The sequence below is a fragment of the Ruegeria sp. CDSA193 genome (assembly GCF_059611885.1).
The window spans coordinates 248042-272338 of the sequence record NZ_JBXWPN010000002.1 but is presented as its reverse complement, the minus strand read 5'-3'; the positions used below and the strand labels follow the sequence as shown (position 1 = coordinate 272338).

Annotated in this window: 23 protein-coding genes; 9 read left to right on the top strand and 14 right to left on the bottom strand. The window is 55.4% G+C overall.

All coding sequences use genetic code 11. The annotated features are described in order from the left end of the window. Positions 1–34: 34 nt before the first annotated feature. A complete protein-coding gene (locus AC2FLG_RS04285; RefSeq protein WP_281972927.1) occupies positions 35–1330 on the top strand; it encodes a gluzincin family metallopeptidase in 1296 nt (431 codons plus the stop codon). Positions 1331–1443: 113 nt separating this feature from the next. Further along, the gene (locus AC2FLG_RS04280) at positions 1444–2049 is read left to right on the top strand and encodes a pentapeptide repeat-containing protein (protein WP_246097208.1); all 606 of its coding nucleotides are present in this window, start codon (positions 1444–1446) and stop codon (positions 2047–2049) included. Between the two features lie 52 nt (positions 2050–2101). Here AC2FLG_RS04280 and AC2FLG_RS04275 read toward each other — a convergent pair whose 3' ends face one another. The 6 genes from AC2FLG_RS04275 to AC2FLG_RS04250 all read right to left on the bottom strand — a co-directional run bounded on the left by AC2FLG_RS04275 (position 2102) and on the right by AC2FLG_RS04250 (position 9875). Continuing rightward, complete coding sequence (locus AC2FLG_RS04275) at positions 2102–3871, bottom strand: adenylate/guanylate cyclase domain-containing protein (RefSeq protein ID WP_281286267.1); 1770 nt, start codon at positions 3869–3871, stop codon at positions 2102–2104. 85 nt (positions 3872–3956) lie between these two features. Further along, entirely contained in the window at positions 3957–4604 is a 648-nt protein-coding gene (locus AC2FLG_RS04270) for a GNAT family N-acetyltransferase (protein WP_246097210.1), read from the bottom strand. 153 nt (positions 4605–4757) lie between these two features. Continuing rightward, a complete protein-coding gene (locus AC2FLG_RS04265; protein ID WP_142636294.1) occupies positions 4758–5702 on the bottom strand; it encodes an ABC transporter substrate-binding protein in 945 nt (314 codons plus the stop codon). 48 nt (positions 5703–5750) lie between these two features. Further along, a complete protein-coding gene (locus AC2FLG_RS04260) occupies positions 5751–6758 on the bottom strand; it encodes an ABC transporter permease (protein WP_496705117.1) in 1008 nt (335 codons plus the stop codon). Further along, positions 6755–8281 (bottom strand): sugar ABC transporter ATP-binding protein, encoded by a 1527-nt coding sequence (locus AC2FLG_RS04255; RefSeq protein WP_496705115.1) that lies wholly within the window; start codon positions 8279–8281, stop codon positions 6755–6757. Before AC2FLG_RS04255 ends, AC2FLG_RS04260 begins: the two co-directional genes overlap by 4 nt. Before the next feature lie 40 nt (positions 8282–8321). Further along, positions 8322–9875, bottom strand: a complete 1554-nt coding sequence (locus AC2FLG_RS04250; protein ID WP_496705361.1) for a UxaA family hydrolase — start codon at positions 9873–9875, stop codon at positions 8322–8324. 83 nt (positions 9876–9958) lie between these two features. Here AC2FLG_RS04250 and AC2FLG_RS04245 point away from each other — a divergent pair, with 83 nt between their 5' ends. From AC2FLG_RS04245 to AC2FLG_RS04220, 6 genes are all read left to right on the top strand, one after another. Then, on the top strand, positions 9959–10696 hold the full coding sequence (locus tag AC2FLG_RS04245; RefSeq protein WP_496705113.1) for a GntR family transcriptional regulator: 738 nt from the start codon (positions 9959–9961) through the stop codon (positions 10694–10696). Continuing rightward, a complete protein-coding gene (locus AC2FLG_RS04240) occupies positions 10693–11745 on the top strand; it encodes an aldo/keto reductase (protein ID WP_496691606.1) in 1053 nt (350 codons plus the stop codon). Before AC2FLG_RS04245 ends, AC2FLG_RS04240 begins: the two co-directional genes overlap by 4 nt. Next, positions 11735–12163 carry an RbsD/FucU family protein gene (locus AC2FLG_RS04235; protein WP_496705111.1) on the top strand — a complete coding sequence of 143 codons (429 nt, stop codon included), beginning with the start codon at positions 11735–11737 and terminating at the stop codon, positions 12161–12163. The genes AC2FLG_RS04240 and AC2FLG_RS04235 overlap by 11 nt, the downstream gene beginning before the upstream one ends. Beyond that, positions 12160–12990, top strand: coding sequence for an amidohydrolase family protein (locus AC2FLG_RS04230; RefSeq protein WP_496705109.1), 831 nt, complete (start codon positions 12160–12162; stop codon positions 12988–12990). Before AC2FLG_RS04235 ends, AC2FLG_RS04230 begins: the two co-directional genes overlap by 4 nt. A gap of 86 nt (positions 12991–13076) precedes the next feature. Then, entirely contained in the window at positions 13077–13832 is a 756-nt protein-coding gene (locus tag AC2FLG_RS04225; RefSeq protein ID WP_496705107.1) for an SDR family oxidoreductase, read from the top strand. Between the two features lie 19 nt (positions 13833–13851). After that, a complete protein-coding gene (locus tag AC2FLG_RS04220; protein ID WP_496705105.1) occupies positions 13852–14694 on the top strand; it encodes a fumarylacetoacetate hydrolase family protein in 843 nt (280 codons plus the stop codon). A 32-nt stretch (positions 14695–14726) separates the two neighbouring features. Here AC2FLG_RS04220 and AC2FLG_RS04215 read toward each other — a convergent pair whose 3' ends face one another. Beyond that, positions 14727–15764, bottom strand: coding sequence for a GlxA family transcriptional regulator (locus AC2FLG_RS04215; protein ID WP_246097212.1), 1038 nt, complete (start codon positions 15762–15764; stop codon positions 14727–14729). A 157-nt stretch (positions 15765–15921) separates the two neighbouring features. Here AC2FLG_RS04215 and AC2FLG_RS04210 point away from each other — a divergent pair, with 157 nt between their 5' ends. Next, positions 15922–16599, top strand: coding sequence for a GntR family transcriptional regulator (locus AC2FLG_RS04210; RefSeq protein WP_271948861.1), 678 nt, complete (start codon positions 15922–15924; stop codon positions 16597–16599). A 1-nt stretch (position 16600) separates the two neighbouring features. On the opposite strand, the gene AC2FLG_RS04205 is transcribed toward AC2FLG_RS04210, so the two are convergent. From AC2FLG_RS04205 to AC2FLG_RS04175, 7 genes are all read right to left on the bottom strand, one after another. Further along, positions 16601–17557 (bottom strand): ABC transporter ATP-binding protein, encoded by a 957-nt coding sequence (locus AC2FLG_RS04205; RefSeq protein WP_496697000.1) that lies wholly within the window; start codon positions 17555–17557, stop codon positions 16601–16603. Continuing rightward, the gene (locus AC2FLG_RS04200; RefSeq protein WP_142636312.1) at positions 17554–18531 is read right to left on the bottom strand and encodes an ABC transporter ATP-binding protein; all 978 of its coding nucleotides are present in this window, start codon (positions 18529–18531) and stop codon (positions 17554–17556) included. The genes AC2FLG_RS04205 and AC2FLG_RS04200 overlap by 4 nt, the downstream gene beginning before the upstream one ends. 4 nt (positions 18532–18535) lie before the next feature. Next, positions 18536–19438 (bottom strand): ABC transporter permease subunit, encoded by a 903-nt coding sequence (locus AC2FLG_RS04195; protein ID WP_185956667.1) that lies wholly within the window; start codon positions 19436–19438, stop codon positions 18536–18538. After that, entirely contained in the window at positions 19438–20445 is a 1008-nt protein-coding gene (locus AC2FLG_RS04190) for an ABC transporter permease subunit (protein WP_142636316.1), read from the bottom strand. Before AC2FLG_RS04190 ends, AC2FLG_RS04195 begins: the two co-directional genes overlap by 1 nt. After that, a complete protein-coding gene (locus AC2FLG_RS04185) occupies positions 20445–21539 on the bottom strand; it encodes a M24 family metallopeptidase (protein ID WP_496705102.1) in 1095 nt (364 codons plus the stop codon). Before AC2FLG_RS04185 ends, AC2FLG_RS04190 begins: the two co-directional genes overlap by 1 nt. A gap of 65 nt (positions 21540–21604) precedes the next feature. Next, on the bottom strand, positions 21605–23188 hold the full coding sequence (locus AC2FLG_RS04180) for an ABC transporter substrate-binding protein (RefSeq protein ID WP_142636319.1): 1584 nt from the start codon (positions 23186–23188) through the stop codon (positions 21605–21607). 368 nt (positions 23189–23556) lie between these two features. Continuing rightward, on the bottom strand, positions 23557–24174 hold the full coding sequence (locus AC2FLG_RS04175) for a TetR/AcrR family transcriptional regulator (protein ID WP_142636321.1): 618 nt from the start codon (positions 24172–24174) through the stop codon (positions 23557–23559). Positions 24175–24297: the final 123 nt, after the last annotated feature.

The following is a 24297-nucleotide window of genomic DNA, read 5'->3' as shown; positions in this document are numbered from 1 at the left end:
GCGGATCCGAGGCGTGGCCTGAAAGGGGGGTATTGTGAACTTACCAGATCACCTTGATGAAGAAGAGCCTGGAACGCGATTTCTGCTGTATCCGCAATCCCCTTTTCTGGAAGAGGACCCACAGCTTGAGCTAGTCGAAATATCGGCCCCGCAGGGCAGTATCGGCCCTGGTCCATCGGGTCCGCGCATGTACACGGTTAACCCTGTCGGAAAGACTACACCCTATGGGGCCATCGTGCCCGGACCGGATGGTCCGGGAATGTATCTGCCGCCCTGGAACGGATATATCCATCCCCCGGCAATGCCTGATGAGTTCGGTAACTTTATCCATATTGGCCCGTCGGACCCGGCTTTTGAGGCAGCGCATCTGTTTGGCTCGGCGCATTTCACGATGGACGTCTGGCAGGGCTATTTTGACCGACCAATCCCATGGCATTTCGCCCGTGATTTTAACCGGCTCGAACTGTCGCTGCTGCCAAGCCTGGACAATGCGCATATCGGTTGGGGTTTCCTTGAAACCGGGGGCACCCATGAACACGGGGACGAATATCGCCCCTACAGCCTGAATTTCGACGTGGTCGCACATGAAATCGGCCACTCAATCATTTACAGCGTCGTGGGCATGCCCACCGACGGAGATGTCTCGGGTGAGTATTACGGGTTCCATGAATCCGCCGCCGATATGGTGGCGCTTCTGGCATCTTTGCATTTTGGCTCGGTGGTAGAGGCGCTGTTGGAAAACACCAAAGGCAATCTCTACAGCTTCAATCGACTGAATCGCTTTGCCGAGCTTTCGGAAAATGCACAGATCAGAACGGCCGCAAACAACCGGTCACTATCGGAATTCGCTGCCGGATGGTCCAGTGAACATGCACTTTCCGAGCCACTGACAGGTGCAATGTTCGACATTTTGGTGGACATCTATCATGAGCGCCTGTTGGTTCATGGCCTTATCACACAGGCAGAGGAAGACCTGTCCGATCAGCTAGAGGATTCACCCGATTACAGCGAGGTCATGCAGGGTATTTTTGACAAGCGATATGCCGAAAACCCCGATGGATTCCGCGTAGCACTTCTTGAGGCGCGCGATTTCCTGGGCACCTATCTGGCCGACGCCTGGAGCATGTTGGACGCCGATATGCTCAGCTATTTCGGTGTCGAAAAGGCCATGCTGGCGGTGGATCAGGAAATTACCGGGGGTGCCTTCCGGCGGATCATCGAAGGAAACTTTCGGATGCGTGATATCGGGGTGGCAACTGCCGGTCCGCGGCTGCCTGACCCTGATGAAGACAGTCACGCACACTCCGTCCGCACGCAGGTTCCAGACTGATGACAGCAAAATTCTTTTTTTTTCGGCAGATTTATGGCATTTAGAGGCGGGGTGATTTTTGAGGAGACACCGATGCGGTCATCCTCGGGATTTAATCGAAGGGGGTTCGGGTGATGGACCCATATTTGGGAGATGAGTTTATGGCGGAATCCTTGCTCAGTTTTTCGGAAGTGTTGATTTACGGCAGAGTTATCGACGATTTGGATTACGACCCTGCGAAAAAGAAAAGCAGAGGAAAAGGCAACAACAAACATCTTGATGAGCAACTCGCGAATTCAGGAAATGACGAAGCCAAATTTGCCAAGATCTACGGGTTTGCCTATGAAGGCACCTACTACGACCTGCCCGAGCCGGTGATTTTCCTGGTTCACGGCGATGGTCAAGATGTCGCCAAAAAGGGCGAGCCACCAAACCAGGCCTCGCGCGCGCCCACGGATCCTTCGATTGGCGGTGTTGCGGCGGCGGACTATCAGGTCGCTGACGGTATCAAGTTCTGGAGCTATGATAAGTCCGATCAGACCATGCGCATGGATGTCATGACAGGCCAGTTCGAACAGGTTCTTCTAGACCTCTATTTTGGCTTTGACAGCCCTGCTATCAGCGGTGCAAAGGTCAGCGGTGCCAAAGTGAGTGGTGCCAAGGTCAGTGGCGCGAAAGTCAGCGGTGCCAAGGTCAGTGGCGCCAAGGTTAGCGGAGCCAAAGTACGCGGCGGCGACTGATCTTCGGACAAAGTCAGCAAAGAAGGCGCGGGATCTCGCGCCTTTTTCCGTTCTAAAATCCCGCTTTTTTCAGCCCTTCGACAAAGTGCTGCGTGTCGTCTTCCAGACGGTCGGGCAGCACCTTGGCCCAGCGTGACAAAGAAAAGTTCGGGTGTGCGGCGCGGTGCTTTTCAGCAATCATGCGTGCCATATCCATGTTGCCCAGCTGCGCATGGCTGGCGGCCAGCATCCGTTGACCCTCGGTTGGATTGTTCATCTTGTTGACGGTTTCGATAACATCTTCATAGCGCCTGAGATTGTAATAGGCGCCGCCGAGGTGCCAGAGATACTGATCCGGAAAGTACGGGTTCAGACGCATGGCCTGTTGCAGATGCGTGATGGCGGTCTCATTTTCCCCCGAATGTGCAAGCGCATCGGCGAAATCCGAATGCATATCCGCATCATTGGGGTTGAGAGCCAAAGCACGTTGGTAAGACTGTAGCGCCGCACTATGTTCCTTGCGATACAGATGGACAAATCCCAGCTCGCCAAATCCCCGCGCGTCTGTCGGGTCCAATTCGATCGACCGCTGTGCCAAAGACAGCGCCTGCTCGAATGCACTGCCTGGATCTTCGGTCCACGAGTATCGCCAATCCAGATTCAACGTTCGGGACAAGGCGGCGGCGGCACGGGCATAGTTGCCGTCCCTTTCCAGCGCAGATTGATAGAAATTCTGTGCCTTGCGGTTGTCGTTGCGCGTGTATTTGAAGATGTGCTGCTGCCCCTGCAGGACAGAGCCATATGCCTCCAGATCTGAAGGAACGGCCTGAACCATAACTTGGCGCTCATGGGATTCGATCATTACGGCCGTGGCCGCGACGATACATTCAGTCACCTCGTCCAGAATATCAAATATATCGTCAATGTTTCGATCAAACCGCTCACCCCAAATCGTGCGTTCAGTGTTTGCATCGACCAGTTCCGCAGTAATGCGGATTCGACTGGAAGAGCGACGCACACTGCCACGGGCGATATACCGGACATTCAGCTTTCTTGCGGCTTCCTTCGGTGGCATGGACTGCGCCCTGAAGAAGAATGATGAGTTTCGGGCGATGACGAAAAGGTTTCTGAATTTGGAAAGGTTCAGAATGATGTCGTCGGTCAGACCATCGGCAATCCAGCCGTCAGACTCATCCCCGCCGCTGATGCTGAACGGTAGCACAGCGACCGACGGAGTGTCCGGGCGTTCCAACAGATCGACAATAGCGTCGGGACGCATAGTGCCCGCCAAAGTAGCACCGGCAACCTCGCTGCGGACACAGTAGGTTGAAACCGGCGAAAGAATGTTCTTCAGATGCTGCGGACCAAGAAATTCGTACCCATACCGCAACCGGTTACAAACCTGATCATACACCGCAGAGCTGACATAGACCCGCTCGGGTTCCGCAATTTCTTGCAATCGCGCTGCAATGTTGACGTTGTCGCCATGAATTCCACGCTCATCTATCAGGATCTCTCCAAGATGGATGCCAACGCGAAACTTGATTTGCTGTTGATCTGATCCTGAATCGTTGTGCTGGGCAGAAATTTGGTGCAGCTCAACACCAAATTCGACCGCGCTGGTCGCTGTTTCAAACAGGGCCAGGATGCCGTCACCGCGCACTTCGACAACACGCCCCTGATAACGGGCACATGCGGCTTCGATCTGCGATAGAAGTGTCTTCAAAGCGTTGTAGGTGTCGAGTTCGTTCTCACTCATCAGGCGAGAATAGCCGACGACATCTGCAAATAAGACTGCACCCAGCTTCTGAGTGATTGATGAATTCGGGTTAACTGTATTCACTGGCGGTACTCGATTCCTGAGTTCTGAACGAACCCTAACTTTTGTATAACAAAAAAAGATTTGAAATGATTGGTAATAACGTCTCTTAGTCCGACCCAGTCTCTTGCGGGGGCCAACACCAGCAATCCGAGGCATTATTGCCAAGCTTAACGATGGTTTCACCGCCCAATTCTTTCGCCAGTGAATTTCGGTTTTCGAACCAATCGCTGCTCAGCAACCCGACCACAACCATATCGTGAAATTGACCATCTGCAAACCAGGCCTGACGCATCGACCCCTCGATCTGGCACCCCAGTCTGGCAACCAAGTCTCTGCTGCTGACATTATCCGCCCTATAATACGACGTCAGCCGGTTCAGCCCCAGTTGTCGAAAGGCGAAATCGGCGACCAAAGCCGTCGCTCTGATACCAACCCCATGGCGGCGCACCGAATGATCGACGAACATCGCAACGACAGCATCGCGATTGATCGGCGATATCCCCTCGAGGCCGCTCATGCCGACCAGTTTTCCCGCCGAATTCTCAACAACGAACCAACACCTGCGGCCGATGGCTGAGCCGGTGAACATGTCGCTCCAGCTTTCCTCTGTCTGTGCAAGATTAAGAGGGATGCGGGACACGCGTTCGAATTTGGCTAAATCCTCTACATTTTGAAACCAGGGCAGAATTGTCTCAAGATCGGATTTTTCCAGAGGACGCAGGACATAGGTCTTGTTGCTGGGCTTTTTTTTCACCGGAATTTCAACCTTCAATAAACATCAAAAAAATAACCCGTAGAGGATAGCATGAAAACGCCACAAACAGAAAAGATGATTGTTGCAACCCAGTAAAACAAAAATACCGGCCCGCCGATCGGGCGAACCGGTCCGTATTAAGCTGTCAGGCTCTTAGTCGTAAAGAACTGCCGCGATCTTCGGATCGTCAATATTGGAAGCATCGTAATAGTAAAAGCCTGTGTCGATTAAGGCCGGGACTTCTTCGCCTTTCATCGCCGCGACGGCCGCCTTGACCGTTTCATAGCCGATACCAACCGGGTTCTGGGTGATTGCCCCGGTCATCAGACCACTTTTGATCGCGTCTTTTTGGGCTTTGCCGCTGTCATAGCCAATGATGACAAGGCCCTCGGTGCCCAATTCCTGAACCCCGTTCACGACACCAATGGCAGAGCCTTCATTGGTGCCGAAAATACCATCCAGATCGGGGTTTGCAGTGAGGATCGCTTTTGTCACCTCGGTTGATTTCAGATGGTCTCCCTGCCCGTACTGAACGGTGACAACCTCGATATCAGGGTATTTTTCCGCAATGCGGTTCACAAATCCATCGCGGCGGTCAATGCCAGTGCGGCTGGTCTGGTCGTGGGCTACCACTGCAACTTTGCCTTTTCCACCAATCTTTTCGGCCATTTTGTCAGCGGCAAGCCCCGCTGCAGCTAGGTTGTCGGTTGTGGCAGTAGAAACAGGAATATCACTGTCGACACCGCTGTCAAAAGCGATGATCGGGATACCCTTGTCATTTGCCTGCTTCAGCAACGGAATGGCGGCCTGACTGTCGAGTGCGGCAAAGCCGATGGCTTTTGGATTGTTTGCCAGTGCTGCGGCCAGCATGTCGATCTGACGGTCGACCATCGTTTCGTTGTCCGGTCCTTCGAATGTGATTGTGACGTCAAACTCTTCGGCTGCCTGTTCGGCGCCCTGCTTTACCGCCTGCCAGAATTGGTGCTGGAACCCTTTGGATACCAGCGGAATATAGATTTCTTCCGCCATGGCCATCGAGGCCGGAGCTGCGAGGGTGGCTGCGCTGAGCGCCCCCAGAACGAAACGACGTGTTAACATGATATTCTCCTCCAGTTGGTCGTTATCTTCTTTGGTCCTAAAAATTGTTCACCCGGTCTTTTTGCGCCGCGCCATGTCGGCATAGACGGCCAGAATGATGATCGCGCCGGTGACAACGGTCTGCCATTCCTGCGCGACAGACAGAACGCGCAGCCCATTGGTCAGGACAGCCATGATAAGCGCGCCGATGAGTGTTCCCAGGATCGTGCCGCGCCCGCCGGACAGAGAGGTTCCACCAATGACCACAGCCGCGATGGCCTCAAGTTCGTATCCCAGCCCCAAAGCGGGTTGTGCCGAGTTCAGGCGCGAGGCGATCAGGATGCCGCCGATGCCGCAAATTCCCCCGGCCAGCGCGTAGATTCGCATCTTCCAGGCGTCGGTGTTGACACCCGACAAGCGGACCGCCTCTTCGTTTGATCCCAAAGCGAACGTATAGCGGCCCAGAACAGTGCGGCTGAGGATATAGGATGCTGCAACCGCGACCAAAAACAAGATCAGCACGCCGTTCGGGATAGGCACCGAGGGGATGATTTCTCCGATCAGAGACCCGCGCGAGATCTGATCGAAACCAGGCGTGTCATTGAAATAGATCGGTCGTGTGCCCGAGATAACCAGCGATAGACCCTTGAGGATCAGCATCATGCCCAGCGTCGCGATGAAGGGCGGGATTTTCATTTTGGCCACAAATGTGCCCGAACACAGACCACAAAACGCACCCGCTGCAATGGCTGCCGCAACACCCAAAAGCAGGGGCATGCCGAGATAAGTCAGGGCTACGCCCGCAATCACGGCGCAGAAGGTCATCAAAGTGCCAACCGACAGGTCGATTCCGCCCGTGATGATCACCAGAGTTGCGGCAACGGCCAGTACGCCGTTGACCGAAGTTGCCTGCAGAATGGCAATCATGTTCGAGGTTTGCATGAAGTTCGGCGATGCGATCGAAAAGCCGATCAACAGAGCGATGAGACTGGCAAAGGCCAGCAGCTTTTGATACGCGCCGCTTTCCGACAGGCCCGCCAGGGGCTTTTTCTTGTCTATTTCCGTTGCTGTGGTCATGTTGCTGTCCCTGTGACCTGCATCGCCGCCGTGCGTTGGGTGGCCAGATGCATGATGTCTTCCTGAGTGGTGTTGTTTCCGCCGGGCAGAATTCCGGTCAGCCGGCCTTCGCACATGACGGCGATGCGGTGGCTGAGGCGCATGATTTCCGGCAATTCGGATGAGATCACGATGATCGTCTTTCCCTGCGCGGCCAGTTCTTCGAGCAGTTTGTAGATTTCCGATTTTGCACCGACATCAATACCGCGCGTGGGTTCGTCAAAGATCAGGATGTCGCAATCTCGCAAAAGCCATTTTGCGATGACTACCTTTTGCTGATTGCCGCCGGACAACAGGCGCACCTCTTGCACATCCGAGGGTGTGCGAATGCCAAGCTGGGCAATATAGCCCTTGGCGGTCGAGCTGATTTCGCCGTCGTTTAGTACCCCGGCAGCACTGGTGAACATATCCATCGAAGCGAGAGCGATATTGTCGCGGACATTCATCCCGGTGGCGAGGCCGAAATGCTTGCGATCCTCGGACAGGTACCCGATCCCGGCGCGCACCGCGTCCTGGGGTGAGCGGATGGGAACGCGGTGCCCATGCACGCGGATTTCGCCGCCATCTAAGGGATCAGCGCCAAAGATTGCTCGGGCCACCTCGGTCCGCCCTGCCCCCATCAGCCCGGCAAACCCCAAGATTTCACCCTTCCGGACCGAAAAGCTGACATCTTTCAGATCCGTGCCTCGCGACAGTCCTGCGACTTCCAGAGAAACCTCGGCATCGCTCAGGTCCGGCACATTCAGAGGGTCTTCGGATACTTCGCGCCCAACCATCATCGCAATGATCTTGCTGATCGGCGTGTCACTGGCACCGACAGTGCCAACATATTCACCGTCGCGCATGACAGTCACACGGTCGGCGATTTGTTTCAGCTCGTCCATTTTGTGGCTGATATAGACAATCCCCACCCCCTCGGCCCTCAGGCGGCGGATGATGACGAACAGCTCGGCAATCTCGGCGTCGTTCAGGGCCGCGGTCGGTTCGTCCATGACCAGAACCTTGGAGCGATAGGACAGCGCCTTGGCAATTTCGACCATCTGCTGCTTGGCAATGGTCAACCCGCCGACCGGCGCTTTGGGATCGAGATTCAGGTTCATCGCCCCGAAGATTTCGGCGGTTTGAGCGTTCAGCGCAGCCTCGTCCAGGCGACCAAAACGTTTCCGGGGCTCGCGTCCGATAAAGATGTTCTGCGCTACGGTCAGATCATTCATCAGGCTCAGTTCCTGATGGATGATCCCGATCCCGAGGTTCTGAGCTTCACGCGGGGATGTGGGACTGGCTGATTTGCCTTGAATGGCCAAGTCGCCGCCATCGCGCTGATAGATCCCGGACAGGATTTTCATCAACGTACTCTTACCCGCCCCGTTTTCCCCCATAAGCGCGTGGACTTCGCCCGAAAACAGATCGAACTGCACGGATTTCAGCGCGTGCACACCGGGGAAATACTTTTCGATCCCCTTCATTTCGACCAGTTTTTCCATCTCTCCTCCCATTTTGCCCCTACCTCTGACGAACCTGCGGCTACATAACAGCGCCGATTTGCCAGGGGACAAATTCAACGCCCCCAAAACCAAGCTCTTCGCTTTTTGTTTGTTCGCCCGATGCGACACGGATCAACATTTCGAACAACTCTTCGCCCTTGGCCTCGATACTGACCCCGTCAGTGACGATGTCGCCGCAATTCAGATCCATGTCTTCGGACATGCGGGCGTACATTTCCGAATTTGTTGCCAGCTTGATGCAGGGCGTGGGTTGATATCCGGAGACCGACCCCCTGCCCGTGGTAAACACGATCAAATTGGCACCCGCCGCCACCTGACCAGTGACTGAGCAAGGATCGAACCCAGGGCTGTCCATGAAGACAAAGCCCTTTTTGTCGATAATTTCGCCAAATCTGTAGACGTCGCGCATCGGGGCTGTGCCCCCCTTGGCCACTGCACCCAGAGACTTTTCAAGAATGGTCGTCAGTCCACCGCGCTTGTTTCCGGGGCTTGGATTGTTGTCCATCTCGCCGCCATTGCGCTTGGTGTAATCTTCCCACCAATGAATACGGTCGATCAGTTTTTTGCCGATTTCCAGCGTTTCTGCGCGCCGGGTCAAAAGATGCTCGGCGCCATAAATTTCAGAGGTTTCCGATAGGATTGTTGTTCCGCCATGGCGCACAAGCAGATCAGAGGCATATCCAAGCGCCGGATTGGCAGTGATGCCGGAATAACCATCCGAGCCACCGCATTGCATCCCGACCGTAATCGCACTGATCGGAGCGGGCTTGCGCACCGCCTGATTGGCCAGCCGCGCGATCCCCTCCAGCTCGGCAAGCCCGCGCTCGATCGTGCGGCGCGTACCGCCTTCGTTTTGGATGGTCATATAGCGCAAGGCACCGTCCTCGCGGATGGGGCGGCCATCAACCAGACTGGCCACTTGCATGACCTCACATCCCAGCCCAATCAGCAGAATGCCGGCAAAGTTCGGGTGCTGGGCGTACCCGGCCAGGGTGCGCATCAACGTAGCATAGCCGTCATCCTTGGACGACATACCGCAGCCCGTGCCATGCACGATGGGCACCACCCCGTCCACGTTGGGATATGGGTCAAGCAACCCACGTTTTAAGGCCGCTTCGGCGATGAACCGGGCTACTGAACCCGAACAATTCACTGTCGTCAGAATTCCGATATAATTGCGCGTGCCAACCTTCCCATCGGACCGGTGATACCCAAGAAAACTCCGCTCTTCGTCGATATGCGGCAAAGGAGTATTTGCGGTCGCATGGGCATAGTCCTGCTGATGGGCCCCCATACCAAGATTGTGGACATGGACGTGATCTCCGGCTGCGATATCTGCCTTTGCCTGACCAATGATCTGACCATAGCGAATGACGTTTTTTCCGGCAGAAATTGGGGTAATAGCAATCTTGTGCCCACGCAGAACCTGATCCCGAAGCGGGACATTCAGCCCGGAAGGCTGCGTGCCGATCTTCAGATCTCGGAGTGCAATGACGATATTGTCGTCCGGGTTCAACCTGACTGTATCGCGCGCTGCGGGCTCAGAAGCCTTTATTTTCTGATCTGGTTGCATCATTTTCCTGTTTGCTGATCCCGACTGCTAATCGTCGGACACGCACTTGTCAACTAACATGTTAGTATGCTAGGTCACCAAATATGAATAAACCACAGGACATAAACGCTCTGCACCTGCGCGATATTTCTACGTCTGAGGGCTCGTTGTCTCAGCGCGTTTACCTCTCAATCAAGCATGCAATCCTGTCGCTGGACTTCGCGCCGGGCGACAACCTCAGGAAGGCGCCGATATGCGAACGCCTTGGCGTTTCGCGTGCGCCCGTGACCGAGGCGATTGCCCGACTTGCTTCCGAGAGTCTGGTGGATGTCGTGCCCCAATCCGGCACGCGCGTATCCTATTTCTCGATGTCCGAAATTCGCGAGGGCATGTTCCTGCGTGAAGCACTTGAACTTGCGACGGTCGCCAAAGTCGCGCGCGATTTGACCGAGGATCAGCGCAAGATACTGGGCCGCAACATGCGTCTGCAAGAGCTGCTGATCGAAGATGAAGATGTCCCCGGCTTTTACGAGGCGGATGAAGAATTCCACGGCCTGCTGATGAAATTCACAGGATTCAACAGGTTAAGCGACGTCGCGCAAACCGTTTCACTGCAAGTGACCAGAGCGCGAATGCTGCTGCTGCCTACCCCGGGCCGGGTGGTGGAAACGCTGGCCGAACACCGCGCCATTTTCAACGCGGTTCTTGAGAGAGATGAAAAAGCTGCACAGGACGCCATGCAACGTCATCTGGGGCAGTTGATGCCTCGGATTCAACGCTTGCAGCAGGAACAGTCCCACCTTTTCACGGACTCCCCTCATCCAATACGCGAGGCAGGATGACAGTTACCGCAACAGAGCTTCTAAATGGCCGCACGGCGCGACCCGTTCCGCTGACTCGGATGGGTTTTGGTGGCGCGCCTTTGGGGAATCTCTATCGCAAAGTATCAGACGAGGATGCGCAGGCTGCGCTGCAGGCAGCCTTTGATTTGGGTATCCGATTTTTTGACACCGCACCGCAATATGGGTTGGGCCGCTCCGAGCAACGATTTGGCCAGGCTATTGCCCGGTTCGGACGCGAAGAGATTCAACTTTCGACCAAGATCGGGCGTCTGCTGCTGGATTGCGCACCGCATCATGTCACACCCGAAGCCTTTGTTGATGTGCCGCAGAAACGTATCGTTTTCGACTATACCTATGACGGGGTCATGCGATCCTACGACGCCAGCCGCGACCGGTTGGGTGTCTCATGCGCCGATATCCTGCTTGTGCATGACGTCTGTGCGTTCAGTCAGGGCAGTCAGGAGGCATCTGATGCCAAGATCCGGGAACTGTTCGATGGCGGCGGATACAAAGCTCTGGTCGAACTTCGTGAAGCCGGTGAAATTGCCGCCATTGGAGCCGGTGTAAATGAATGGCAGGTCTGCGAAAGATTATTGGGCTTGGGCGACTTTGACGGGTTTCTTCTGGCAGGCCGTTATACCCTGTTGGAACAAGACGCTTTAGACAGCTTTCTACCCCTTTGCGAAAAGCGGGACGTGGGCATAATTCTTGGCGGGCCGTACAACTCGGGTATCCTGGCAACCGGCGCTGTTCCCGGTGCGAAATACAATTATGCTGATGCTCCCGAGGACATCCTTGCCCGAGTTCGCCAAATCGAGGCTGTCTGCTCAGCCCATGATACGCCACTGATCGCTGCTGCCTTGCAATTTGTCCTTGGCCATCCCTGCGTCAAAACCGTTGTCCCCGGCGCGGTGAATGCTGCCGAGGTGCAGGCCAATGCGGCCCTGCTCGAACGTCAAATCCCCGCTGCGCTTTGGTCTGATCTGTGTTCGGAAGGATTGATCCGTTCCGACGCCCCCCTTCCCGGAGAGGCTGCCTATGCTGCGTAATATTGATCCCATCCTGTCGCCTGACCTGTTGTACACCCTGCGCGCTATGGGGCATGGCGATGAAATCGTGATTGCGGATGCGAATTTCCCCGGCTCCAGCTCTGGGCCGGGCTGCATACGTGCCGACGGGTCAAGCGCCAGCGAAATTCTAAGAGCTATTTTGTCTGTCATGCCGTTGGACACATTTGTGCCTGACCCGGCCCTGACCATGCAGGTTGTTGGCGATCCGGATGCTATACCTGAGGCCATAGCCGATTTTCAGACCATTATCAGCAAAATAGCGGACCACCCGGCCACGATACAGGGCCTTGAACGTTTCGCCTTTTACGACCGGGCGGCCACAGCTTTTGCGATCGTGCAAACCGGCGAACGTCGGCTGTATGGCAACATCATCCTGAAAAAGGGTGTTCTTGGATGAAGATCGACGCCCATCAGCATTTTTGGACATTGGCGCGCGAAGACTATGGCTGGCTGACACCGGATCTGGGGCCGATTTACACGGATTTCGCGCCCGCGGATCTGGCCCCATTGCTGAAAGGAGCGGGAATTGACGGTACGGTCTTGGTACAGGCTGCGCCGACAGCTGCTGAGACCGAATATCTGCTGTCACTCGCCGAGCAGGCCCCGTTCATAAAAGGCGTTGTCGGATGGGTTGATTTTGAGGCCGCCGACGCACCGGAACAAATCGCACGACTGGCTGCCCACCCGGTTTTTGTCGGTTTGCGCCCCATGGTTCAGGACATTCCCGACCCATTATGGATGCTCAAGGATGGGCTGACACCGGCTTTTGACTCTCTGCAACAGTCAAACCTTACCTTCGATGCGCTGACCCTGCCGCGACATCTGGGGCCGCTTCAACAGCTGCTGGATCGGCACCCACATATGCGCACGGTGATTGATCACGGTGCCAAGCCCCTGATCCGGGAGGGAGTCATGGAGGGCTGGCAAGAAGACATGTCGACATTGGCCCGAAATACAAATGCCTGGTGCAAACTTTCCGGGTTGGTGACCGAGGCCGGGGCGAATTGGACGGTAGAAGATTTGAAGCCCTATGTGGATCACCTGCTGAACACATTCGGGCCCTATCGCCTGATCTGGGGCAGCGACTGGCCGGTTTGCACATTAAACAGCAGTTATGAACGATGGCTCGAGGCGACCGATACGCTGTTAACCGGTCTGTCACCACACGAGCATCAGGCGATACGGGGCGGTAATGCTGCCCAGGCCTATGACCTCAGGAACTAGATTGATCTTTCCGAGGCTGTATGCCGATGGGATTTTGCCGTCGTGGTTCCCCGAAGCTTGGATTTTAGAAGGAGAGTGAAATAGATATGATATCATCCGAAAACCTTGGCCGTCTGGCTGGAAAAACTGCTCTGATCACCGCCGCGGGACAGGGCATCGGGCGTGCAACAGCCGAATTGTTCGCCGCCGAAGGTGCACGGGTTTTTGCCAGCGACATCAATGATACCTCTCTGGCAGAGTTGCAAAATATCCAAGGCGTTACGTCGGTAAAACTTGACGTAACCGATGCGGCGGCAGTGCAGGCCTTCGTCGCGGACACGCCCCCGTTGGATGTTTTGTTCAACTGCGCAGGATATGTGGCTGGCGGGTCCATTCTGGAATGTGATGAACGTGACTGGGATTTCAGTTTTGAGCTGAACGTCAAATCGATGTACCAGCTGATCCAATGTGCCCTGCCAACCATGCTGGAACATGGTGGCGGGTCTATCATCAACATGTCTTCGGTCGCCTCTTCGTTGAAGGGCGTTCCAAACAGGTTTGCATACTGCGCCTCGAAAGCCGCCGTAATCGGACTGACGAAATCGATCGCAGCCGATTTCGTCACACAACGCATCCGGTGCAATGCGATCTGCCCCGGCACTGTCGACAGCCCCAGCTTGCACGACCGGTTGCGCGCAACTGGGGATTACGAGAAAGCAATGACTGATTTTATTGCGCGGCAACCCATGGGCCGCATCGGAACCGCAGATGAGATCGCGGAACTTGCGCTCTATCTGGCCAGCGATGCCAGCAAATACACAACCGGACAGCCCTTTGCCATTGATGGCGGCTGGACGATCTGAAGCAAATGAGGAATGTGAAATGAAATTGCTACGATACGGCCCAGCAGGCGCGGAAAAGCCGGGCATAGTTGATAAAGACGGCACTATCCGGGACCTGTCGGGGATCGTCGCCGACATTGCCGGGGAAGCGCTTAGCGATGAAACCCTTGCACAGCTGCGCGCGCTGGATCTTGAAACCCTGCCACCCGTCGATGCCGACAGCCGTATCGGCGCCTGTGTTGGACGTGTCGGCAAGTTCATCTGCATCGGTTTAAACTTTGCCGATCACGCGGCCGAAAGCGGCATGGACCTACCTGCTGAGCCGGTGGTCTTTTTCAAAGCGACATCCGCCATCATAGGCCCCGATGACACCGTTGAAATCCCCCGCGGGTCAGTCAAGACCGATTGGGAGGTGGAACTGGGCGTCGTCATCGGAAAAGAAGCAAAATACATCTCGGAGGATGAAGCACTGGCCCATGTGGCAGGATATTGTGTGATCAATGACCTGTCAGAACGGGATTTTCAGCTGCACCGTTCAGGTCAGTGGGTCAAAGGTAAATCCGCAGATACGTTCGGCCCAATCGGTCCCTGGCTGGTGACACGGGACGAAATCCCTGATCCCCAAGACCTGCCAATGTATCTTGAGGTGAACGGGCATCGGTATCAGGATGGCTCGACCAGAACGATGCATTTCAGTGTCACAGCGGTGATCTCGCACCTGTCGCAGTTCATGTCACTGCAACCCGGCGACGTGATCTCGACCGGGACACCCCCCGGTGTGGGTCTGGGGCAAAATCCGCAGGTTTACCTCAAACCTGGAGACAAGATGGAACTGGGGATCGAAGGTCTGGGGGTTCAACGTCAGAACGTTATACAGGGATAGTCCCTGGGACCTATCAAGTGGTGCTCATCCAGTTATTCCGGGTGGGTTTCCTCGGACCAGGATCGCCGGAAATTATGCGGTGAAATTCTAAATCGGTTCCGGAAATGCACAGAAAGCCTATCCGTACTGGAAAACCCGGATGCAAAGGCTATCTCAGAAACGCTCAGGTTTGTTTCATTCAACAGGGCAAAAGCACGGTCCAGCCTGAGTTCATTGTAGAACCGTCCCGGTGACATGTTAGTGTGCTGCCTGAACAGCCGCTCCATATGCCGCCGGGACAGGGACGCCTGATCCGCTATCGCCTCGAGGCTGAGCTGCGTTTCAATATTTTCGCGCATGATTTGCACCGCTTCGATCAATTTGGCATTTCGCGTGCCCAAAAGCGCCGAAACCGGCGATACCTGTTTGCTGCCGCCTTCTCCCAGCCTTCTGTGCAGGCACATTTCCGAAACGTTGTTCGCCAAGGCGTTGCCAAACAATTCCTCGATAACTTCAAGCATCATGTCAGTGCTGGCGTGCCCGCCCCCGCATGTTCTAAGTTTCCCGTCAATTTCATAGAGGTTCTGGGTCGGCTCCATCGTTGGGAAGTTCTCACAAAAGCCAGGCCGGTTTTCCCAATGGACGGTAAAGTTTCTGGTTCCGATCACGCCCGCCTTTGCTAAGGCAAATGCACCGGTACAAATCCCACCGAACTCACATCCATGCGCCTTTTGTCGCCGAATCCAGTTCAAGACATTTGTGTTGAAAGACCTCATCGGTTGCGTTCCGGAACACACAAAGACAAACGCTCCCTTCTCCAGGTCATGAACCGAGTGATCCGCCTGAACACGTATGCCGTTGGAACAGGTCACGGGTTCTCCGTCGGTGGAGAGCACGTACCATTCGAACAGCTGCTTTCTGGACAGTTGATTTGATATGCGCAGAGGCTCAATCGCGGCACTGAAAGCCAGCATCGTCGTGTTGGGTAAAAGCAGAAAATAGAAGGCCTTGGGCGGCCCGTCATAGGAAACGTCCACGGAAATTGCGCCTTTTGGCAAAAAGCGCGGATTATCCATACGATCCTCTTTCATGTTTAATCCTTATAGAACGTGACCATTTTTATTGTGGCAGCCGAGGCGGCTTGAAATCAATCAACACTTTATATTCATTAGTGAATGCAAGGCTCTTGGAAAACCGGCGTCTATTTTGTATTTTGGATACAAAATTACACCAGCAGAGACTGTAACAATGCCAAGAACCCGCGCAATTCCCAGGCAAAGTTTGCCCGATGTCATCACAAATGACCTGCGCGAGCGTATTCTAAGCGGTGAGATGGCAGAAGGTGAAGCCATCCGTCAAGAAGCCTTGGCAGAAGACTATGACGTGTCACGCATGCCCATACGAGAAGCGTTAAAACGGCTTGATGCAGAGGGTCTTGTGCAGCTGACCAACAATCGCGGCGCTGCGGTGACAAGACATTCGCTGTCAGAAATCGGTGAGATATTTGACCTGCGGATAATGTTGGAGGTCGATCTGTTCAGGCGTGCAATTCCACAGATGACCGAGGCAAATTTTGCCGAATGCGAAAGGTTTCTGGACGAAATGGAAACGTCCTACGAAGCCTATGATGTCGGGCGGTGGGGTGGTTTGAACTACGAATACCACAATGCGCTTTACGCTGCAGCAGGCCGTGGGATCACCAATGATATACTACAACGGATCAATCTACAGTCCGATCGCTATGTCCGTATGCACCTGAGCGTTATGGAACAACGCGAGCCCGCGAAAAAGGACCATCGCCAACTGCTGACGCTGGCCGAGAATGGGCAAGTTGAGGAAGCCTGCGCGCTGTTGACCCAACATATTGGGCGTACAAAAGACCATTTGCTTGCGATGGTCACCGCAACGCGCAGTTCCGAGAGCTAACCTAACCCAGCGGATGCAGGCATGCAGCCTGATGGGTTGTTCCTTGCAGATCGGGTGGTGCCGCACGGCATTCGTCAGTTGCCAGCCAGCATCGCTGAGCAAAGGCACATCCCTTGGGGATATTCATCGGTGAGGGCAACTCACCTTCCAGCTTGATCCGTTCCTTACGCGCCTCGGGGTCGGCACGCGGTGTCGTCGACAACAACGCTTTGGAATAAGGATGCCGGGGCGCCGCGAACAACTGTTCTTTCGGAGCTTTCTCGACTGCGCGCCCCAGATACATGACGATTACGTCATCAGCGAAATGCTTCACCACCGACAGGTCATGCGAGATGAACAGGTAGGCCAGGTTCAGACGCTCTTGCAGTTCAACCAGCAGGTTCAGGATTTGTGACTGGATCGAAACATCCAGCGCCGATACCGGTTCATCCAAAACCAGAACCTTGGGGTTCAGCATCAGGGCTCGGGCAATCGCAATCCGCTGCCGTTGGCCGCCCGAAAACATGTGGGGGTAGCGATCATAATGCTCGGGGCGCAGACCGACAAGATCAATCATTTCGCGCGCGCGAGTTTCCCGTTCCGCAGCGGTCAAATCGGGCCGGTTGATGATCAGAGGTTCCTGCAGGATCTGACCGATCCGTTGTCGCGGATTAAGCGAACCATAGGGATCCTGAAACACGATCTGCACGTTTTTGCGCATCTCAGCCCATTTTGACGGGGTGATATCGACGCCGTCGATGGTCAGTGTTCCCGAAGTGGGCTCTTCAATCATCGTTACGACGCGAGCGAGGGTGGATTTACCGCACCCGGACTCTCCTACAATGGCCAGCGTCTTGCCAGGCTCTAGGGCAAAATCCACACCGGAAAGGGCTTTGACCGTTGCCGATTTCGACAGCAATCCCCCTTTGACCTCATAGTGCCGGGCCAACGCGTTTGCCTGAACGATCGGGGCGGTCATGCCAATTCTCCAGCGGTGATTTCCTTGACGTGGTGACAGCGGGCCTTGCCGAAATCTGCTCCATGCGGAGCGGGTGGCGTGTTCCGGCACAAGTCATCGGCGAATTGGCATCGCGGGCTGAACAAGCAACCTTTGGGACGGTCAAATTGACCAGGAACAACACCTGGAATCGTCGGCAGCAATTTCGAAGTTGCCCGTTCAGGCAAAGCGTTCAGCAAAGCTGAGGTATAAGGATGGCGCGGTGTGCGGAACAGATCGCGTACCGGCTGTTCCTCGACCTTTTGACCGGCATATTGGACCTGAACCCGCTCGGCGGTTTCTGCCACAACACCCATGTCATGGGTAATCAGAACAAGGCCCATCCCCTGCTCATCGCGCAATCGGACCAACAGATCCAGAATCTGCGCCTGAATTGTTACATCAAGCGCGGTAGTGGGTTCGTCCGCGATCAGAAGTTTCGGGGTGCAGGCAATCGCCATCGCGATCATGACCCGCTGATTCATGCCGCCCGACATCTGGTGAGGAAACGTATTCAGACGGCTCTCGGGTGCCGGGATACCCACCAGGTCAAACAGCTCAATCGCGCGCTGATGACGGTCTTTGCGGTTGAGCCCAAGATGGATACGCAGTGCTTCTTTGATCTGGAAACCGACCGTGAAACAGGGGTTTAGCGAAGACATCGGCTCTTGAAAGATCATGGCAATATCTTTGCCGATGATCTTGCGCCGATCCCGTGCCGAGATTTTGGTCAGGTCGCGACCCTCAAAGCTCATTTCATCTGCAGTGATTGTCGCCGTCCATGGCAGCAACCCCATCAGCGCCAGCATTGATACGGATTTCCCCGAGCCGCTTTCCCCGACAATGGCCATCAACTCGCCCTTGTTGACAGACAGATCAACGCCATCCACAGCGCGGAACTCACCCGACGCAGTAGCAAACTCGACCGAAAGATTTCGGATTTCCAACAGGCTCATGTCGTCAGCTCCGTTTCAGCTTGGGGTCCAGCGCGTCGCGCAGACCGTCGCCCATCAGGTTGATTGCCAGCACCGTAACCAGAATGGCCAGGCCCGGGAAAGTTACCACCCACCAGGCGCGCAGAATGAATTCGCGCGCTTCGGCCAGCATTGTGCCCCATTCCGGCGTGGGCGGCTGCGCCCCCATGCCCAGAAAGCCAAGTGCCGCAGCATCCAGAATCGCGGTCGAGAAGGACAGCGCCGCCTGGACAATGATCGGCGCCAGACAGTTCGGCAGCACGGTTTTGAACATCAGGCGTGCCTTGCTTGCACCGGCCACACGGGCCGAGGTCACATAATCCTTTTGCCGTTCGGCCAGAACCGAGGCGCGGGTGAGGCGCACGTAATGTGGTTGAAACACAATGGCGATGGCGATCATTGCATTGGTCAGAGACGGGCCCAGAATGGCGACCAGAACCAGTGCCAGCAGCAGCGACGGAAAGGACAGGATAATATCCATCACGCGCATGATCATCGTATCGACCCATTTGGGTGCAAACCCGGAAAGCAGGCCAAGAACCACACCGCCTGACACGGCCACACAAACCACGACGATCCCGACAAAGAAGGAATAGCGAGATCCCATAATCAGCCGCGACAGCATATCCCGGCCCAGCGGATCAGTTCCCAGCGGGAAGGCCCAACTGCCGCCTTCCTGCCATGCCGGAGGTTGCAGGATATGCTCGCGAAACTGTTCGGTTGGATCGTAGGGGGCCAGCAAAGGTGCGAAGGCAGCGCAAAAGACAAAGGCCGCGAATACCCACAGGCCAATCACCGCGCCGCGGTTTTCACTGAAATAAAACCAGAATTCGCGCAAGGCGCTTGGGCGGTCTTCGGTTTTGGGTGCGTTTGCAGATAGTTCAGCCATCACCGCCTCCGGATTTTTGGATTGATGATGCCATAAAGGACATCGACCAGTAGATTCACCAGCATCACGATCACGGCGATCATCAGAAGACCGCCCTGCACCACCGGGTAATCGCGCCGGAAGATGCTGTCGACCATCCACTTGCCGATACCCGGCCAGCTAAAGATCGTCTCGGTCAGAATTGCACCAGCCAGCAAAGTTCCAACCGACAGGCCGATCACCGTAATCACGGGGATCAACGCATTACGCAGAGCATGCAGCCCGTTGATCCGAGTGGGTGACAGGCCTTTTGCCCGCGCGGTACGAATGTAGTCCTCGCCCAGAACCTCAAGCATCGCCGAGCGCGTCTGACGCGCAATGACAGCCAGCGGGATCGTCCCTAGAACTATCGTTGGCAGAATCAAATGCCGAACAGCCGACGTGAATGCCCCGGGTTGCCCCGACAAAAGACTGTCGATCAGCATAAAGCCGGTCACGCTGGGGAAGTAATACAGAAGGTCGATCCGGCCCGAAACAGGCGTCCAGCCCAGGTTGCCCGAGAACACGATGATCAGCAGCAGCGCCCACCAGAAGATCGGCATCGAATATCCCACCAGCGCAGATGACATCAGCGCCCGATCAAAGAATTTGCCCCGGTTGACTGCGGCAATGACACCGGCGGGCAACCCAAGGGCCACCGCGAAGATCATCGCGCAGATCGACAATTCCAGCGTCGCTGGGAACAGGGCAAAAAACTCGTCCCAGACCGGTTTCTTGGTGACAAAGCTTTCGCCCAGATCGCCCTGCATAACGCCGGTCAGATAGTCCCAATATTGTTGGAGGACCGGCTTGTCGAAGCCCAGTTTGACCACCATTTCCTGATAGCGTTCCTCGGACATTCCGCGTTCGCCGGCCATGACGATGATCGGATCACCAGGCAAAACGCGAATGAACATGAAAGAGATAAGCGTTACACCCAGAAATGTCGGAATGAACATACCGAGACGAGAAAGAAAGTAGCCAAACATCAGCGACCTATGATTGTGAGATCTTTGGGAAAGTGGGTTAGCGACCGACAGCCATCCCCTGTAACAAGCACGTCATCTTCTATGCGCACGCCGAAATTGTCCAGCGCGTAAAGGCCCGGCTCGTTTGTCCAAACCATGCCCGGCAGGATTTTCTGGTCGTTTCCACGCATGATATACGGCGCTTCGTGAACGTCGCGGCCCAGACCGTGGCCCGTTTTGGTGCGGATCCGATCGGCATAGGGTGACGCTTCGAGAACGCCGATCACGGCATCGTCGATATCATGCGCCGTGACACCGGGACGGCAGGCTTTGAATCCTGCCAGATTGGCGCGCAGAACGGTGTCATAGACCGCCCTGCCCTCGTCCGAGACCTCTTCGACAAAGAACGTGCGGGTGATGTCGGCGGCAAACCCATGTTTGCGGGCTCCGAAATCAAACAAAAGCGCATCGCCCGGTTTGATCTGGTAATCCGCCCGCGCCTTACCATGGGGCCGCGCCGAGTTATCCCCGGCGGCAACAATCGGCGAAAATGCCAGCGAGGCGGCGCCTTCCGCAAACAGCGCCTGAATCAAGGCCTGTTCAATCTGCAATTCGGTCTGACCGACGCGCACATCCGCAATCACGCGCTCTAACGCGCGTTCAGAGATGTCGATCGCGGCTTGAAGCGCTGCGATATCGTCTTCTGTCTTGATAATGCGCAAGCCAGAAATTTCACGCTCGGCATCGACAATCCGCAGGTCCGGTAACGCGTTGGTAAACGCTTTCGACACAAAGACTCGCATCACCTGCCCTTCCACAGCCAGCGATGTCAGCGGCATATGCTTGGCGAGGGCTGCAAAGGCGTCATCATACCCGGTCTGGTCGAACCAGTCGAAAACGGCGCCTTCAAATCCAACCAGGTCCCAACTGCCGAGCTCAAGGTTGGGAACGATGGCCGCAGGAGAACCTTCGCCGGGGACCACGACCACAAAGGGCCGTTCGTGGCTCATGAAAGGTTTTCCCAATGCGCGGGTGAAATTCGGGCCGGGCACAAGGGCCACGGCATCAACTGACATGTCCTTTGCCAGTTGACGGTACTCGGACAAATTCGGCATCAGGGCCGACCTCCAATAAGAAACCGGAGCCGCCACGCGGGCGGCTCCGGTCGGTAAGTGATGAATTATTCGACGCTCACACCGTAGAAGATGTGGCCGCCCAGCGGGTGCACTTTATAGCCCTGCACTTCGTTGCGCATCGGCATAAAGACCACCGAGTGTGCGATCGTTGCCCAAGGCGCCTGCTCTTTGAAGACCACCTGAGCGTCTTCGTACAGCTTGGTGCGTTCGGCCTGATCAGTGGACTGCTTGGCCTTGAGAATCAGCTCTTCGAAGGGCTCGTGGCACCACTGCGCCCGGTTCGAGGCTTCGCGTCCGTCACAACCCAGCAGAACCGCCAAGAAGTTGTCTGGATCGCCATTGTCACCGGTCCAACCCAGCAGAACGGCTCCGTCACGGTCCAGATCTTTCGAACGCGACAGGTATTCACCCCATTCATAGGACACGATTTCGACGTCGACACCAACCTTGGCAAAATCCGCTTGGATCAGCTCGGCCATACGGCGTGCATTCGGGTTATAGGGACGCTGTACCGGCATAGCCCAAACCTTCATCGACAGGTCGGATACGCCTTCGGCTTCCAGCATCGCCTTGGCCGCTTCGGGATCATACGCGTCATCGGTGATGGCGTCGTTATAGCCCCACATGGTTGGCGGGATCGGGTTCTTGGCAACTTGGCCCGAGCCCTGGAACACGACGTCGATGATCGCATTCTTGTCGATCGCCATGTTCAGCGCCTTGCGGACCTTCGGATTGTCGAACGGTGCCATGGTGGTGTTGTAGGCGAGGTAGCCGACGTTCAGGCCTTCCTGCTCCAACATGTTGATATCTGCATCGTCCTGCATCGCTTGAATGTCGGCCGGGTTCGGATAAGGCATGATATGACATTCGCCCGCTTTCAGCTTTTGATAGCGAACCGATGCATCCGGCGTGATCGCGAAGATCAGGTTCTCCACATCCGCAGGGGCCTTCCAGTAGTCGGCATTCTGCGCATAGCGGATCACCGCGTCTTTCTGATAGGCTACAAACGAGAACGGACCAGTCCCGATCGGTGCTGTGTTCAGCTTCTCAGGCGTACCCGCGGCCATCATCGCATCCGCATATTCCGCAGACAGGATCGAGGCGAAGTCCATCGCCATGTTGGCCACAAAAGGCGCTTCAGGCTTGGACAGGGTGAACTTCACTGTGTAGTCGTCGACTTTTTCAATCGACTCGACCAGGTCCGGCATACCCATGCCCTGGAAATATTCCCAGGTACCACCAGACACCTGATTATAGGCATGGCCTTCATCCTTCTGGCGCATGAACGAGAAGATCACGTCATCAGCATTGAAATCACGCGTCGGCGTGAATTCGTCATTCGAATGGAATTTGACGCCCTGACGCAATTTGAAGGTATATTCCAGACCATCATCGCTGGCCTCAACGCTTTCCGCCAGACCGGGGATAACATTGGTAGTACCGGTCTCAAACTCGAGCAGACGGTTGTAAATCGGGTGTGACGAGGCATCAAAGGTTGTCCCTGCGGTAAATAGCGCCGGGTCAAAGCCTTCGGGTGATCCTTCCGAGCAATATACCAAAGTATTTGCTTGGGCAGCAGCACTGGACAACGCAATCGCTGCAGTTGCGGCCATCAATCTAAGTTTCATGAGTTTCTCCCAGAAATGTTTTTTCTTCAGATTTTCGCGTTGTTCTAATTTCTAGTCAGAACAATCTTTGATGACTGTCACCGCCGCGAAATCCCTGCCCAATGTATCCAAAATACAAAATCCATTGTCAACTGAGTTCACCGCCCAGCGATCAGGAAGTAAAAAAGAGGGCAGGTACAGCGTTATGATTTGCCTGGTCGGGCCTGTTTTCTAACTGATTTCGGTTCTTTGGCGATTAGAGCCAAGCAGTGGCGAAGCCACCGGGCAGGAGCGTCCGAACTCTTGAATGCCATCAATCCTAAATGCCGCGGGCTTCAGGGATCGACCTCCACATCCATATCTTGAATCGAGTCGATCCGACCCAAATGTCAGGCGCCGTAACGGGCCATGAACATGTCGACAGCCTGCAGCGCGACCTCTTCAATCTCAGCCTCTGAAAAGCTGCTTTGAATGCCGAATGTGGATCGGGGCCAAAGGCGGACCTTGCACAATTCCGAAAACTGTTCAGCGGCAAATTGAAGGTCCTCGATAACCAATTCGCCTTTATTCACCGCTTTTTGCAGATATTCTGCAAGTTGCCGGGTGCCATTTTGCGGCCCCGCCTCATAGAAGGCGCGGCCAAGTTCGGGGAACCGATCTTGCTCGGCCACGCAGATGCGGAACACCTGCTGCGCAAAATCCGACACCAGAAATGCGGCCAGCTGGGTCGCAGCGATGGTCAGCACCTCGCGTGCAGGTTTTGTATCGTCAACCATCGAAACGACATTCTCGGCCATACGGCAGCATTCGTTCTGAGCGACCTCCATGAAAAGAAGACGCTTATCCGGGAAATAGCTGTACAAAGTCGCCTTGGAAACACCCGCCGCGCGCGCAATGTCATCTACGCTAGCTCCTTCGAAACCATCTGCCATGAACACCGATCGGGCTCCTTGCAGGACCTGATCAAATTTTCGGCCTGTTCGCAAAATGGCAGTTGCTTCGGACATGCGCTCTCCTTCAGGGGTGGATTCGTCGAATCTATAAACTGATCAGTTCAGATACAACGATTCGCATAGGATTTCGGCCATGGGCAGGCGGGATTATGGTAATTTTTCCGTTAGGTCAGTCCG